Source organism: Streptomyces lydicus (genome assembly GCF_000717345.1).
GTDB classification, from domain to species: Bacteria; Actinomycetota; Actinomycetes; order Streptomycetales; family Streptomycetaceae; genus Streptomyces; species Streptomyces lydicus.
The window spans coordinates 62,569-76,581 of sequence record NZ_JNZA01000022.1; the positions used below are offsets into that span (position 1 = coordinate 62,569).

At 73.1% G+C, this 14,013-nt stretch carries 13 protein-coding genes; 6 read left to right on the top strand and 7 right to left on the bottom strand.

Translation table 11 applies throughout. The annotated features are described in order from the left end of the window. Window position 1 precedes the first annotated feature (1 nt). Together OO62_RS21565 and OO62_RS21570 are read right to left on the bottom strand one after the other, a co-directional pair. The gene (locus OO62_RS21565) at window positions 2-409 is read right to left on the bottom strand and encodes a hypothetical protein (protein WP_033269153.1); all 408 of its coding nucleotides are present in this window, start codon (window positions 407-409) and stop codon (window positions 2-4) included. A 106-nt stretch (window positions 410-515) separates the two neighbouring features. Then, a complete protein-coding gene (locus OO62_RS21570; RefSeq protein WP_033269154.1) occupies window positions 516-1,316 on the bottom strand; it encodes a VOC family protein in 801 nt (266 codons plus the stop codon). A 188-nt stretch (window positions 1,317-1,504) separates the two neighbouring features. On the opposite strand from OO62_RS21570, the gene OO62_RS39065 reads away from it, so the two are divergent. Further along, window positions 1,505-2,017, top strand: coding sequence for a hypothetical protein (locus OO62_RS39065; protein WP_051733495.1), 513 nt, complete (start codon window positions 1,505-1,507; stop codon window positions 2,015-2,017). Between the two features lie 42 nt (window positions 2,018-2,059). On the opposite strand, the gene OO62_RS21580 is transcribed toward OO62_RS39065, so the two are convergent. Next, window positions 2,060-3,187, bottom strand: a complete 1,128-nt coding sequence (locus OO62_RS21580; RefSeq protein ID WP_033269155.1) for an acyl-CoA dehydrogenase family protein — start codon at window positions 3,185-3,187, stop codon at window positions 2,060-2,062. 177 nt (window positions 3,188-3,364) lie between these two features. Between OO62_RS21580 and OO62_RS21585 the strand changes: the two genes are divergently transcribed. Continuing rightward, window positions 3,365-4,972, top strand: coding sequence for an AMP-binding protein (locus OO62_RS21585; protein ID WP_033269156.1), 1,608 nt, complete (start codon window positions 3,365-3,367; stop codon window positions 4,970-4,972). A gap of 4 nt (window positions 4,973-4,976) precedes the next feature. Further along, the gene (locus OO62_RS21590) at window positions 4,977-5,828 is read left to right on the top strand and encodes a PaaX family transcriptional regulator (RefSeq protein WP_033269157.1); all 852 of its coding nucleotides are present in this window, start codon (window positions 4,977-4,979) and stop codon (window positions 5,826-5,828) included. 11 nt (window positions 5,829-5,839) lie between these two features. Here OO62_RS21590 and OO62_RS21595 read toward each other — a convergent pair whose 3' ends face one another. Next, the gene (locus OO62_RS21595; protein WP_051733496.1) at window positions 5,840-6,631 is read right to left on the bottom strand and encodes an HAD family hydrolase; all 792 of its coding nucleotides are present in this window, start codon (window positions 6,629-6,631) and stop codon (window positions 5,840-5,842) included. Window positions 6,632-7,084: 453 nt separating this feature from the next. Between OO62_RS21595 and OO62_RS21600 the strand changes: the two genes are divergently transcribed. Then, entirely contained in the window at window positions 7,085-7,726 is a 642-nt protein-coding gene (locus OO62_RS21600; RefSeq protein ID WP_033269158.1) for a TetR/AcrR family transcriptional regulator, read from the top strand. 47 nt (window positions 7,727-7,773) lie between these two features. Here the strand turns inward: OO62_RS21600 and OO62_RS21605 are convergent, their stop codons facing one another. Further along, complete coding sequence (locus tag OO62_RS21605; protein ID WP_033269159.1) at window positions 7,774-8,802, bottom strand: MDR family NADP-dependent oxidoreductase; 1,029 nt, start codon at window positions 8,800-8,802, stop codon at window positions 7,774-7,776. Window positions 8,803-8,968: 166 nt separating this feature from the next. On the opposite strand from OO62_RS21605, the gene OO62_RS21610 reads away from it, so the two are divergent. Both OO62_RS21610 and OO62_RS21615 read left to right on the top strand, forming a co-directional pair. Beyond that, a complete protein-coding gene (locus OO62_RS21610; protein WP_033269160.1) occupies window positions 8,969-9,586 on the top strand; it encodes a ScbR family autoregulator-binding transcription factor in 618 nt (205 codons plus the stop codon). A 232-nt stretch (window positions 9,587-9,818) separates the two neighbouring features. Next, the gene (locus tag OO62_RS21615; RefSeq protein ID WP_228332558.1) at window positions 9,819-10,721 is read left to right on the top strand and encodes a ScbA/BarX family gamma-butyrolactone biosynthesis protein; all 903 of its coding nucleotides are present in this window, start codon (window positions 9,819-9,821) and stop codon (window positions 10,719-10,721) included. Window positions 10,722-10,791: 70 nt separating this feature from the next. On the opposite strand, the gene OO62_RS21620 is transcribed toward OO62_RS21615, so the two are convergent. Together OO62_RS21620 and OO62_RS21625 are read right to left on the bottom strand one after the other, a co-directional pair. Further along, complete coding sequence (locus OO62_RS21620; protein ID WP_033269162.1) at window positions 10,792-13,158, bottom strand: oxidoreductase; 2,367 nt, start codon at window positions 13,156-13,158, stop codon at window positions 10,792-10,794. A gap of 2 nt (window positions 13,159-13,160) precedes the next feature. Then, the gene (locus OO62_RS21625) at window positions 13,161-13,988 is read right to left on the bottom strand and encodes an enoyl-CoA hydratase family protein (protein ID WP_033269163.1); all 828 of its coding nucleotides are present in this window, start codon (window positions 13,986-13,988) and stop codon (window positions 13,161-13,163) included. Between the last annotated feature and the right edge of the window lie 25 nt (window positions 13,989-14,013).

Here is a 14,013-nt window from a genome sequence, read left to right on the forward strand (position 1 = left end):
TTCACTCCCCGGACGGGGAAGTCCCGGCCTGCCGGGTCTTCGCCTCCACGAACGCGTCGATCAGGCGGCGCTGGTCCTCGGCGGAGGCGTGTCCCAACTCGATGGACGCGCCGTCGAGTTCGACCTTGACGCTGCGCACCGGGCGGTTGCGCAGCCAGGTGTCGACGAGTTGGAGCACCTGGCGGACGAGCAGCGGGGCGGTGGTGACGACGAGCGCTCCGACCGCGAGGGCCTCGCCCGGCTTGGCGCCCTCGGGAGCCGCCGCGCTCCGGCGGGCCAACTGCACGTCCTCGACGTCGAGTTCCATCAGGGCACGACGCAACTGCTCGGCGAGCGACTGGAGTTCCTCCGCGTCGGTGTCCGACGCGCCTGCCAGATCGAGGGTCAGCCTGCTGACACCGGTGTTCATCCCGCCCCCTGTTCAGCCTCGGTGCAGTCAGTGTAAGCGGGGGGTACGACAGACGGGCCGGAAGCGGGCGGGACGGTGGGCGGCCGGCGTCTCGCAGGAGGTGCCGTCAGAGCGCTGCCTGGGGTGTGAGGATGACGAACTCCGCGCCGGACGGGTCGTTGCAGACCGCCAGCCGGCCGACGCCCTCGGCGGTCTCCGGGCCCATCGACAGCGTGCCGCCGTTGCCCGTCACCAGGCCGACGGTGGCATCGCAGTCCCTGGAGCCGAACACCGGATGCCAGTACGGCTTCCCCGCGGGGCCGAGCAGATCGGTGGGGACGCCCATGAGGCCGCCGTGCATCCGCTCGTCGCTGCAGTTCGCGGGGCGCAGCAGGGTGTAGGTGCCGCCGCCTCCCGGGAGGGGCATGTCCTGGGTGCCCCAGCCGAAGACGGTCTTGTAGAAGGTTTGCGCGGCGGCCGCGTCCGTGGTGTAGAGCTCGGTCCAGCCCAGGCTGCCCGCGCCGTCCGCGGTTTCGAAGCCCGGATACCGCTGGGGCTGCCAGACGGCGAACTCCGCGCCCTGCGGGTCCGCGAGCCGGGCGAACCGGCCGTCGTCCGCGCCGACGTCGGCCGGTGGTGAGAGGACCGCGCCGCCTGCCTGCTCCACCGTCTTGACCGTCTCGTCCGCGTCGGGGGTGTGGAAGTAGAGCGTCCAGGCGGAGCGGGCACGGTCCGCGGGGAGCGGGCCGGCCGCGGCGGCCACCTTCCCGTCGAGCCGGAAGAGGGTGTATCCGCCGGCGCCCTGGTCACCGTACGGTTCGGCCCGCCAGCCGAACACGGCTCGGTAGAAGGCCGCCGCGACCTCGACGTCGGGGGCGCCGAGATCCAGCCAGCACGGGGAGCCCGGTACGAAGTCAGTAGTGATCATGGCGAGTCCCTTCGCGGATCCTGCGTGATTTCAGCCTGACATCCACCACTGACACTCGCCCGTCGGTCGTCCGCCGGCCGGGATTTCGGCGTCCGTGCCGCTGCTTGCTAGCCTGACGCGCGCTCGTCAAGAGCGAGCGTTTCCGGCCACCTCGTGGGTGGCCGTTTCACTCGGGGGAAGAGATCGTCATGAAGGTTCGCCATGTCCGCGCTGTCACCGTGTGCGCACTGGTGGTCGTCGCGCTGACCGGTGCCCGGCACTCGCACGGCGGCGGCTGCGGCAGCAGCCACAGCTCCAGCTCCAGCTCCAGCGGCGGGTACAGCAGCAGCGGTGGCTACAGCAGCTCCGGTACCACCACCAGCAGCGGCAGCACCGTCGGTTCGCCGACCGCCGGCTCCACCACGCCGCCCGAGGCGGACATCCGCATCACCGACTGCCAGGTGGACAACGCGGCGGGCACCCTGAGCGCCCGGCTGAGCGTGACCAACGGCAATACGCAGGGGACGGCGACGTACAACGGCACCGTCCAGTTCACCGATGGGTCCGGCGGCTACGTGGGCACCGCGGAGATCTCCTCGGTCCAGGTGGCGGCCGGGCAGACCCGGCCCGCCACGGTCAGCGGCACCTTCATCAAGAACCCCAACGGCGGGGCCACCTCCGGCCGGTGCAAGCTGGGCCAGGTCTGGAAGGCCAACAGCTGAGCGCCGCACCCGGCCTCGCGCACGGGGCGTCCGGCCTGCGTCTCAGCGCCGGTACAGCTCCTTGGCGATGATCGAGCGCTGCACCTCCGTGGCGCCCTCGTAGATCCGCGGCGCGCGGACCTCCCGGTAGAGGTGCTCCAGGAGGTGCCCGCGGCGCAGCGCCCGCGCGCCGTGGATCTGAACGGCGGCATCGACCACGTACTGGGCGGTCTCGGTCGCCAGCAGTTTGGCCATGGCCGAACGGCGGGCGATGTCGGGTGCCCCGGTGTCGTACGCGGAGGCCGCCGCGTAGACCAGGAGGCGGGCGGCCTCGACCCGGGTGGCCATCTCGGCGAGCTGGTGCCCCACGGACTGCAGGTCCTTCAGCGGGCCGCCGAACGCGGTGCGCGCGCCCGCGTGGGCCAGCGCCGCGTCCAGCGCGGCCTGCGCCATGCCGACCGCGAAGGCGCCCACGCTGGGCCGGAAGAGGTTGAGGGTGGCCATCGCGACGGCGAACCCGCCGTCGACCTCGCCCAGCACGTCCGCCCTGGTCACCGGTGTGTCGTCGAAGACCAGCGTGCCGATGGGGTGCGGGCTGAGCATGTCCAGGCGTTCGCCGGTCAGGCCCGGACGGCCGGCGGGAACGAGGAAGGCGGTGACCCCGCGGGCGCCCGCCGCGCCACCGGTGCGGGCGAAGACGGTGGCGAAGTCCGCGTCCGGGGCGTTGGAGATCCAGCACTTCTCGCCGGTCAGCCGCCAGCCGTCCGGGCCGTCCGGCTCGGCGGCCAGGGCCAGCGCGGCGGCGTCCGACCCCGCGCCCGGCTCGCTCAGTGCGAACGCCGCGACCGCGCGCCCGGTGGCGACCTCGGGCAGCCAACGGGTGCGCTGCGCCTCGGTCCCGGCCTGCACCAGCGGGTAGGCCCCCAGTCCCTGGAGGGCCAGTGCGGTCTCTGCCTCGGTGCACTCCCGCGCGAGGGATTCCCGTAGCAGGCACAGGTCCAGGGCGCGCAGCGGCCCCTCGGCGGGGAACAGGCGGCGCAGCAGGCCCAGTTCGCCGAGGGCGGCGACCAGCGGGCGGTTGATCCGGCCCGGTTCGCCCTTCTCCGCGAGCGGGCTCAGCCGTTCGGCCGTCATGGCGCGCAGCTCGGCGCACCATTGCCGTTCCGTCGGTCCCAGCGCGAATACAGTCACGAGGCGGCTCCCTGGTAGCGGTCCTCTATCGCGGTCTGTTGACTGCCGTCACGAACACGTTACGCTGACGACGGATCCGAACGGCAGTCCTCGTACCTCGTCGACCGGTCCCGCCGGCCCTACGAGCAGCCCATCGAGCCGGCCACCCGGCCTCCCCAGCTAGGGGGCACATCCGCCATGGAGCTACGGTCCTCGGCCCACACCGACACCTTCGCGCGCGACCGGCTGCCGCCCCCCGAGCAGTGGCCGCACCTCACCGATCTGGGCTATCCGGACCGCCTGAACTGCGGCGCCGAGCTGCTGGACGGCACCATCGGGCGGCTCGGCCCCGACCGGCCCGCGCTGCGCGACGCGAGCGGCCCGGTATGGACGTACGGACAGCTGCGCGCCCAGGTGGACGCGATCGCGCACGCGCTCACCGGCCGGCTCGGGGTGCTGCCGGGCAACCGCGTGCTGCTGCGCGGCCCCACCACGCCCTGGCTCGCCGCCTGCTGGCTCGCCGTGATGAAGGCCGGGGCGGTCGCGGTGACCGTGCTGGCCGCGCAGCGGCCCGAGGAACTCACCACGATCTGCGAGATCGCCCAGGTCCGGCACGCGCTGTGCGACGTCGGCGCGGTCGACGACCTGGCCCGGGCCGCCGTGCCGGGGCTGCGCCTCACCACGTACGGCGGGGACGGCCCGGACGATCTGCGGCAGCTCGCCCGGCCCGGCGGCGCACCGTACACGGCGGTGCCGACCGCGGCCGACGACGTCGCGCTGATCGCCTTCACCTCGGGGACCACCGGCCGCCCCAAGGGCTGCATGCACTTCCACCGCGATGTGCTCGCCATCGCGGACACCTTCTCCGCGCAGGTGCTGCGGCCGACCCCCGACGACGTGTTCGCCGGCAGCCCGCCGCTGGGCTTCACCTTCGGCCTCGGCGGGCTGGTCGTCTTCCCGCTGCGGGCCGGCGCCTCGGCCCTGCTCACCGACTGGGGCGGCCCGCAGAAGCTGCTCGGCGACATCGCGGCGCACCGGATCTCCGTCCTGTTCACCGCGCCGACCGCCTACCGGGCGATGCTGCCCCGGCTCGCCGGGCACGACATCTCCACCCTGCGGCGGTGCGTGTCGGCCGGGGAGAATCTGCCCGCCGCGACCTGGCGGGCCTGGCACGAGGCGACCGGGCTGCGGATCATCAACGGCATCGGCGCCACCGAGTTGCTGCACATCTTCATCTCGGCCGCGGACGAGGCGATCCGCCCGGGCACGACGGGCCTGCCGGTGCCGGGCTTCGAGGCCCGGGTGGTGGGGGCGGACGGCGCGCCGCTGCCGGACGGCGAGCCGGGGCTGCTGGCCGTGCGCGGTCCGACGGGCTGCCGGTACCTCGCGGACGCCCGGCAGACGCAGTACGTCCGGGACGGCTGGAACCTCACCGGCGATACCTATGTGCGGGAGCCCGACGGCTACTTCCGCTATGTCGCCCGCGCCGACGACATGATCATCTCGGCCGGCTACAACATCGCAGGCCCCGAGGTGGAGGACGCGCTGCTGCGGCACCCGGACGTGACCGAGGCCGCGGTGGTGGGGCGGGCCGACGAGGAACGCGGGCACGTCGTCGTCGCGCACGTCGTGCTGCGGGACGGCGTCCCGCGCGGGGACGACACCGTCGCCGCGCTGCGCGCCTTCACCAAGGCCCGTATCGCGCCCTACAAATGCCCGCGCGACATCGTGTTCCACACCGCCCTGCCCCGCACCCCCACCGGCAAGCTCCAGCGCTTCCGGCTGCGCGCAGCAGATCTAGAGTGAAGCGGTGACCGACCAGCAAACGCAGCGCACCCCACGGTCCCTGATCGTCACGTTCTACGGCGCCTACGGACGCGGCGAGCCCGGCGCCACGGGGCCCGCGGCCGCCCCGCTGCCGGTCGCCGCGCTGATCCGGCTGCTCGGCGTGCTGGGCGTGGATCCGCCGTCGGTGCGCTCCGCGGTCTCCCGGCTCAAGCGGCGTGGCCTGCTCGTCCCCGGGCGCACCGAGGCCGGGGCGGCCGCCTACGGACTGTCGGACGCCGCCCGCCAGCTGCTGGAGGACGGCGACCGGCGGATCTTCGGCCGGCCGGCCGCGCGGCTGTCCGACGGCTGGGTGCTGGCCGTCTTCTCCGTCCCCGAGGAGGAGCGGCACAAGCGTCACCTGCTGCGCTCGCGCCTGGCCCGCCTCGGCTTCGGCACCGCGGCACCGGGTGTGTGGATCGCCCCCGCCCAGCTCTACGAGGAGACCCGGCACACCCTGGAGCGGCTCCAACTGGACCCGTACGTCGACCTCTTCACCGGTACGCACGCCGGTTTCGCGCCGACGGCGGACGCGGTGGCGCGCTGGTGGGACCTGGATGCCGTCGCCGCGCAGTACCGCGCCTTCCTGGCGGAGCAGGAGCCGGTGCTGCGCCGCTGGTCCCGGCGGCGCACGGTGCCGCCGGAAGCGGCCTACCACGACTACCTGCTGGCGCTGGACGCCTGGCGCCGTCTCCCGTACGCGGATCCCGGACTGCCCTCTCCCCTCCTGCCGGAGGGCTGGCCGGGCAGCCGCGCCGCGGAGGTGTTCGGCCGGTTGCACGGCACGCTCCAGGACGCGGGGGCCCGCTACGTGCGCGAGGTGACGGCCGGGCCGTGAGGACGCCGCCCTCAGCGTCGTCGCGCCGGGCCCCCCACCGCGACGGCCGGACGGTGCGGCGCACCGGCCGCCGCCCGCGGTCTGGCGGCGGCGATCACCGACACCACGTCCTTGAACGAGCTGCACATCCGGGTGCCGGCGACCGCGGCCAGCTCGCCGAACGTGCCGACGCCATAGGTCACCGCGACCGGCTCCATGCGCGCGGTCACCGCCATCCGCATGTCCCCCACCGTGTCCCCCACGTAGGCGCTCTGCCAGGGTGCGACGCCCAGGCGGCCGGCGGCCCGCAGCACCATCTCCGGGTGCGGCTTGCCGCGCCGGACCATGTCCTGGCCGATGACCGGTCCGACCAGGTCGCGGATGCCCATGACGTCCAGCAGCGCCTCGGCGCTGCGGGTGGTCTTGGACGTGGCGACGGCCAGTTCGACGCCGTGGGCGCGCAGCGCGGACAGCCCCGCGGTCACGCCGGGGAAGAGCAGCTGCGGGCCCTGGCACAGGACTTCGTAGGAGAAGAGTTCGCGGTAGCGGGAGATGGCGGCCTGCACCCGTTCGTCGTCCTCGGGCCGGCCCAGCAGCCGGCCGAAGGCGGGGCCGGGGGGCTTGCCGATGGCGGTGGCCGCCTGCCGTGCGGTCACCGAACAGCCCTGCTCGGAGGCCACCTTGATCAGCAGTTTGCTGATCGCCGGGAGGGTGTTGGCAAGCGTTCCGTCCAGGTCGAAGACGGCGGCCCTGATCGTCTCACCACCGGTGGCGCCCCGTGCACCTCTTGCGGGACGTTCGCCGACTACCGTTGCTACGCGCATGGCTGGAGACCTTTCCGGATTCCGATGAGGGGTACGGGGTTCGGTGACGGGTGCTGGCTCGGCTGGTTGGGCGGCCTGCGGTCGGTGACAGGTGAAGGCAGAGGCGGTCTCGCCATGGCGCACCGCTGTCCTGGGGCGGCACGCGACCGTCGCGGCGGCTGCAACGGAAGGGATCGTCCCGTTTACCGCCTTCGGAGATTTAAAAACCGCCTGCGCTGTTTGTCAATGTGCCTTTGTCACATCCTGACGGGTCGACAACACTGCCGCCGGGCGCCAGACTGAGGAAACACCGTCCCGCGGGGCTCCCCCATGGGCCGCCGGAGCGGGCGGACGTCGGGTTCGCGTCAGGGTGTGCCGATTCCGGTCATTCACCTGAAGAATATCGAACCGCATGGTTGGTTTTCTATGTAGACTGCAATCAGCTCGCAGCCGTACTAGAGACGGGACGGAACCGTGCCCACCCAGCATCGCGCCATCCAGAGCCGCCAGGCACTCATCCGCTCGGCCGCAGAGACCTTCCTGGAGAAGGGGGTTCCCGCCGCGGGCATGGTCGAGATCAGCCGGCGGGCCCGCCTGAGCAAGGGAGCCCTGTACTTCCACTTCACGTCCAAGGACGACCTCACCCTCGCGGTGCGCGACGCCGCGCTCGCCACCCTGCAGGAGATCGAGGACGCCTTCACCCGCTCCCCGCAGCCGCTGACCACCGCGGTACAGGACTTCGCCGTCGACCTGTTCGAGCGGGTGGAGTCCGACGCGGTACTGCGCGCCGGACTGCGGCTGCGGCCGGAGACCGCACCCGGCCTCGGCATCTACGCCCTGGAGCAGCGCTGGTACGCGCTCTTCCTCGACAAGGCGGTGACCTGCGGCACCGCCGGGATCGGCAGGCCGGCGGCGGACGCCCCGGACGCCGAACCGCGCCGCACCGCACAGCTGTTGACCTCGATCGTGGTGGGTCTGCTGCACCTGGGCGGCGAGGACGGCACCTGGTGGGACAAGGAGGCCGTGGTCGGCCTCTGGTCCCTGCTGCCGGCCGCACCGGGGCGGATCGCGGCCGCCGGGATCCCGACACCGGACCGGCTGCCGGCGGCCGGCTGACCGGCCCCGCCCTCAGCCCGGTACGTCCGCCACAGGGCGTACGCCGGTCACAACTCCACCAGCACGGCGCCGATGTGGCGCCCCTGGGCGAGCTCGCACAGCGCGCGCGGCGCCTGCTCGATCCCCTTCAGCAGGGCGTGCGGGAAGACCAGGGAGCCGTCCCGCAGGCCCTGACCGAACTCCTTCGTCCACTCCTGCGGCAGATCCGGGTGGGCGTACAGCCCGAAGCCTCGCAGCGCCACCCGCCGGGTGATGATCAGCCCCGCGTCCAGCTCCACCGGCGCGACGGCGCCCCCGTCGCCGCCCAGTTGGGCTGCGAGCGCGCCGACCAGCGCGAACCGCGCGTCGGGGCGGGCCGACGCGAGCGCGGCGGTGAGCTGCTCGCCGCCCACGGTGTCCAGCAGTACGTCGATGCCGTCCGGGGCCGCCCGGCGCAGCTGCCGGTCGATCGGCCCGGCCCCGCGCACGATCGTGTCGTCGTACCCCAGCTCGGCGCGCAGCCGGGCGGCCTTGCGCTCCGATCCGGTGCTGCCCACGACCCGGCCGGCTTCCAGCCGCCGGGCGAGCTGCCCCGCCAGGCTGCCCACCCCGCCCGCCGCGCCGGTGACGAACACCGTGTCGCCGGGGCGGACTTGCACCGCGCGGGTCAGCGCACCCCAGGCGGTCGCCCCCTGTGACAGATGCGCGGCAGGGGTGGGCAGCGCGTCCGGGGCAAGCCGGCGCAGCCGCTCCGTGTCGACCACCGCGAACTCCCGCCAGCCGTAGGGGTGGTGGACGAGCTCACCGGGCGCGAAGCCGCCGCCGGGTGCCGCCACGACCTCACCGACCGCGGAGCCCCACAGCGCCTGGCCGGGCACGAAGGAGGGCATCGGCAGCGGGGCGCCGGTCATCTGGGTCCGCATCGCCGCGGTCACCGCCATCACCCGCGTCCGCACCAGGACCTGCCCGGGGCCCGGCTCCGGTACCGGCACCTCGGCGAGGGTGAAGTGCCGCGTGGTCAGCTCCCCCTCCGTGCGCGCGGCGAGCCGGACCTCCCGCTGCATGGCGGGAACGTCGGGAACGGCGGTGGGGGTCATCGGGGAGCAGCTCCTCACATTCGTGGCCGCGGACGGCGCGGCGCAGCACACGCAGCTTCAATACCGCATGGTTGGCTTCTTTATGATGCGCAAATAGACTGCGCGGCCACGACGGCGGGTCGCACCCAGGCGCAACAACTCCAAGAGAGCATACGGAGGATGATCGGTGGTCAAGCAGGAACGCGCAGTGCGCACCCGGCGCGCCGTCCTCGAAGCCGCGGCTCATGTCATCGGCACCCGCGGCTACCAGGCCGCCACGATGGCCGAGATCATCCAGCGCGCCGGCGTCACCAAGGGAGCCGTGTACTTCCACTTCACGTCGAAGGACGCACTGGCCCGCGCGGTGATCACCGAGCAGACCGATCCCTTCCTGCCACAGGTCAGTGAGTCCCGGCTGCAGGACGCCATCGACTTCACCCACCAGGTGGCGCTGGCGCTGCGCAGCGACCCGTTGTTGCAGGCCGGAACCCGTATCGCGGTCGAGACGACCTTCAGCGACGAGCCCCTGGTGCCGTACCAGGCGTGGACCGACATCATCACGACGATGTTCAGCGAGGCTCGGGACAACGGGGAATTACTGCCGGGGGTGGCGCCCGACCGGGCGGCCGAGTTCTTCGTCGCCGCTTATATGGGCGTGCAGTTGTTCTCGCGGGCCGCGACCAACCGCGCGGATCTTCCCGAGCGGGTCACCGCGCTGTGGAAACACACCCTGCCGGGCCTTGCCTCGCCCGGCGCGATGAGTCATCTCGATCCGCACGGCCGCGCCGTGCAGGTCTCCGTCTGACGGCTCCGCCCTCTTTCGGGGTGGAGGAACGGTTCATTGGCACTAGAAAACAAACCACATGGTCCGTATCTTGGTGGCGCAGGGCCGCGGCAGCGAGTCTCAGCCCCTCAGGCCGCTGAGCGCCGCACTTCAGAAAGGGATACCTATGGCCAGCGCCACCCTCATGCCGTTCTGGCGCGATCAGCGCCATGGCGACAGAGGCCGGTTCGCCGATGGAAACCGACCGTCCGCTTTGACCACGACCGTGCCGCGGGAGTACGTCCACCGCACCGCCGTGTCCGAGGTGTTCCTGACGAACTGGCGGCGCGGCGCCGCCGACAGCTGGATCGTGAGCGCCCAATGGCCGCGCGCCCACAGCTTCTACGGCCCGGTGGGCGGCCTGCACGATCCGCTGTTACTGATCGAGACGATGCGGCAGGCCGGGATATTACTGAGCCATGTCGCGCACCGCGTGCCGCTCGACCACCCCATCATCTGGCAGCGGGTCCGCTACGACCTCACCCCGCAGGCCCTGCACGCGGCCGACGAACCGGCCGAGGTGGAGCTGCACATCACCGATCATGACGTGATCCGCCGCGGCAAGCGGCTGATCAGCGCCCGTCAGCACTTCCGCATCCGGTGTGACGGCGCGGACCTGGCCACCGCGTCGCTCGACTACTCCTGTCACAGCCCCGCCGTCTACCGCCGGCTGCGCGGCAAGTACAGCGACCTGACGCTGGCCAATGCCCGGCGGCTGCCGCTGCCCGAGCCGGTGACCCCGCAGCTGGTGGGCCGGGACCGGGAGCGCGACGTGGTGCTCTCGCCCACGAACCGGCCCGACCGCTGGCAGCTGCGGGTGGACACCTCCCACCCGGTGCTCTTCGACCATCCCGTCGACCACGCCCCCGGCATGCTGATGATCGAGGCCGCCCGGCAGGCCGCGCAGGCCGCGACGCCCGGGCTGACCCTGCCGACGGCGATGGAGTGCGACTTCGAGCGGTACGCCGAACTGGACGCCCCCTGCTGGGTGCAGGCACGCCCCGCCGACGAGCCCCTGACAGCGGTCGCCGACGCCGGCCGACAGATCGAGGTCGCCGTGGAACAGCACGGCAAACCGGTGATAGCGGCGAGGATCACCAGCGTGCCCACCCCCTGACACCGCGCCGAGGAGCCGCCGCCGGCTCAGCGCCCCGAAACGGCCCCGCCCCGCTGCCCGTGCCTCCCCGTCACCGCAGCGTGAGGCGGGGCTTCGGCGCGTCGGTACGTCCGGTGGGCGGGGTGCGGCTGCCCGCCTGATAGGGCAGCGGCCAGGGGGCGCCCTGCCCCGCGTACCCCTGTTCCGCGGCGGCGTGCAACGTCCAGTGCGGGTCGTACAGGTGCGGTCGGGCCAGCGCGCACAGGTCCGCCCGGCCGGCCAGGACCAGGGAGTTGACGTCGTCCCACGAGGAGATGGCGCCGACCGCGATGACCGGTACGCCCAGGCTGTTGCGGATCCGGTCGGCGAACGGCGTCTGGTACGACCGCCCGAAGTCGGGGCGCTCCTCGGCGACGACCTGACCGGTGGAGACGTCGATGGCGTCGGCGCCGTGCTCGGCGAAGGCCGCCGCGATGGCCACCGCGTCCTCGGCGCTGGTGCCGCCGTCGGCCCAGTCGGTGGCGGAGATGCGGACCGTCATCGGCTTGTCGTCCGGCCACAGCGCACGGACGGTGTCGAAGACCTCCAGGGGGAAGCGGAGCCGGCGGGAGAGGGAACCTCCGTAGGCGTCGGTGCGTTGATTGGTCAGCGGGGAGAGGAATCCGGACAGCAGATAGCCGTGGGCGCAGTGCAGTTCGAGCAGGTCGAAGCCGCAGTCGACGGCGCGGCGCGCGGCGGCGGCGAACTGCTCCCGGATCTCGGCGAGTTCACCCGCGGTCAGCTCCTGGGGGCGCTGGCTGCCGGGCTTGTAGGGAAGGGGGGAGGGGGCGACGAGGGGCCAGTTGCCGTCGTCGAGCGGTTCGTCGATGCCGTCCCACATCAGCTTCGTGGAGCCCTTGCGGCCGGCGTGGCCGAGCTGGATACCGATCGCGGCGCCCGGCGCCTGCGCGTGCACGAAGTCGGTGACCCGGCGCCAGGCCGCGGCCTGCTGAGGGGTGTAGAGCCCGGCGCAGCCCGGGGTGATGCGGCCGCGTTCGCTGACACAGACCATCTCGGTCATGACCAGGCCCGCGCCGCCCAGGGCCCGGGCGCCGAGGTGGACGAGGTGGAAGTCGCCGGGGACACCGTCGTGTGCGGAGTACATGTCCATGGGTGAGACCACCACGCGGTTGCGCAGGGTGAGGCCGCGCAGCCGGAACGGCGTGAACATCGGCGGCGTCCCGGCCGGGACGGCCGCCTCGTCCTCGACCGAGGCGACGAAACCGGGGTCGCGCAGCCGCAGGTTGTCGTGGGTGACGCGGCGGCTGCGGGTGAGGAGGTTGAAGGCGAACTGGCGGGGCGGCTGGTCGACGTAGGTGGCCAGCTCCTCGAACCACGCGAGGCTGGCGCGGGCGGCCCGCTGGGTGGAGGCGACGACGGGGCGGCGCTCCGCCTCGTACGCGGTCAGTGCGGCGGCGGTGTCCGGCTGCTCCTGGAGGCAGGCGGCCAGCGCCAGGGCGTCCTCGACGGCGAGCTTGGTGCCGGAGCCGATGGAGAAGTGCGCGGTGTGTGCGGCATCGCCGAGCAGCACCGTGTTGCCGTACGACCAGCGCTCGTTGACGACCGTGCGGAAAGCGATCCAGCTGGAGTTGTTGGAGCGCAGCGAGCGGCCGCTCAGGGCGTCGGTGAAGACCTTCGCGCACCATTCCGCGGACTCGCGCTCGTCGGCGCGGTCGAGCCCGGCGGCCCGCCACACCTCCTCGCGCATCTCGACGATGACGGTGCTGGCGCCGCCTGGAGGCCGCGGCCCGGCGGGCGCCGTCGCGGCGCCGGGGTCGGGGCCGGGGTCGGGGCCGGGGTCGGGGCCGGCGCCGGGGCCGGGGTCGGGCGACGGGCGGGAATAGGGGTAGGCGTGCAGCTGGACGACGCCGTGCGCGGTCTCGGCGATCTCGAAGCGGAAGGCGTCGAGGGCGAAGTCGGCGGCGAGCCAGATGTAGCGGCAGCGGTGGGTGGTCAGCCGGGGGCCGAAGGCGTCGGCGTGTGCGGTGCGGGTGGCGCTGTGCACCCCGTCCGCGGCGATCACCAGGTCGTAGTCGCGGGCGAGTTCGGCGGCGGGCGGCGCCTCGGTCCGGAAGCGCAGCTCGATGCCGAGGTCGCGGCAGCGCTGGTGCAGGATGCCCAGCAGCCGGCGCCGCCCGAGTGCCGCGAAGCCGTGTCCGCCGGAGGTCAGGGTGTGGCCCCGGTGCACGATGTCGATGTCGTCCCAGCGCACGAACTCCCGCTGGAGCGCGCGATAGACCTCCGGGTCGGCGTGCTCGATGCCGCCGAGGGTCTCGTCGGAGAGCACCACGCCGAAGCCGAAGGTGTCGTCGGGCGCGTTGCGCTCCCAGACGGTGATCTCGCGGGTGGGGTCGAGGCGCTTGAGGAGGGCGGCGGCGTAGAGCCCGCCGGGCCCGCCGCCGATGACGGCGACCCGCATGGCTATTTCCCCTGCCACTTGGGCGTCCGCTTCTCGGTGAACGCGGCATGGAACTCCGCGTAGTCGGCGCTGTTCATCAGCAGCGCCTGGGTGGCGGCGTCCATCTCGACGGCGGCGGCGAGCGGCATGTCGAGTTCGGCGGTGAGCAGCGCCTTGGTCTGGGCGTGCGCGAGCGCGGGTCCCTCGGCGAGCCGCCGGGCGAGGGCGGCGGCCGCCTCGTCGGCCCGGCCCTCCTCGGCCAACTCGCTGATCAGGCCCAGCCGTTCGGCCTCCGGTGCGCGGACGGTGTCGCCGAGCATGAGCAGCCGGGTGGCGTGGCCGAGGCCGATGACGCGGGGCAGCAGGTAGGCCGCGCCCATGTCACCGCCGGACAGTCCGACCCGGGTGAAGAGGAAGGCGAAGCGGGCGGAGGGGTCGGCGACGCGGAAGTCCGCGGCCAGGGCCAGTACCGCGCCGGCGCCGGCCGCGACGCCGTGCACCGCCGCGATCACCGGGAACGGGCACTCCCGCAGCGCCCGTACGACCTGGCCGGTCATCCGGTTGAAGTCCAGCAGCTGGCCGGTGTCCATGCCCAGGGTGGCGCCGATGATCTCCTCGACATCGCCGCCGGAGCAGAATCCGCGCCCCTCCCCGGCGAGCACCAGGGCGCGTACCGCGCGTTCCCTGGACAGCTCGGCGAGCAGATCGCGGAGGTCGGCGTACGCCTCAAAGGTGAGCGCGTTGAGCTTCTCGGGGCGCGCCAGGGTGACGGTGGCGACGCCGTCCTGCCTGGTCACGCGGATGTGCTGCCAGGGGTCTGTGCGGTGGGCGGATCCTGCGAACGGGCTCATCGGACTGCCTGCCCCCTTTGGCGGG

Bases quoted from the DNA above. Each gene is read 5' to 3' on its own strand.
- OO62_RS21565 (WP_033269153.1), bottom strand. From the start codon at position 409: ATGAACACCGGTGTCAGCAGGCTGACCCTCGATCTGGCAGGCGCGTCG.
- OO62_RS21570 (WP_033269154.1), bottom strand. From the start codon at position 1,316: ATGATCACTACTGACTTCGTACCGGGCTCCCCGTGCTGGCTGGATCTC.
- OO62_RS39065 (WP_051733495.1), top strand. From the start codon at position 1,505: ATGAAGGTTCGCCATGTCCGCGCTGTCACCGTGTGCGCACTGGTGGTC.
- OO62_RS21585 (WP_033269156.1), top strand. From the start codon at position 3,365: ATGGAGCTACGGTCCTCGGCCCACACCGACACCTTCGCGCGCGACCGG.
- OO62_RS21595 (WP_051733496.1), bottom strand. From the start codon at position 6,631: ATGCGCGTAGCAACGGTAGTCGGCGAACGTCCCGCAAGAGGTGCACGG.
- OO62_RS21605 (WP_033269159.1), bottom strand. From the start codon at position 8,802: ATGACCCCCACCGCCGTTCCCGACGTTCCCGCCATGCAGCGGGAGGTC.
- OO62_RS21620 (WP_033269162.1), bottom strand. From the start codon at position 13,158: ATGCGGGTCGCCGTCATCGGCGGCGGGCCCGGCGGGCTCTACGCCGCC.
- OO62_RS21625 (WP_033269163.1), bottom strand. From the start codon at position 13,988: ATGAGCCCGTTCGCAGGATCCGCCCACCGCACAGACCCCTGGCAGCAC.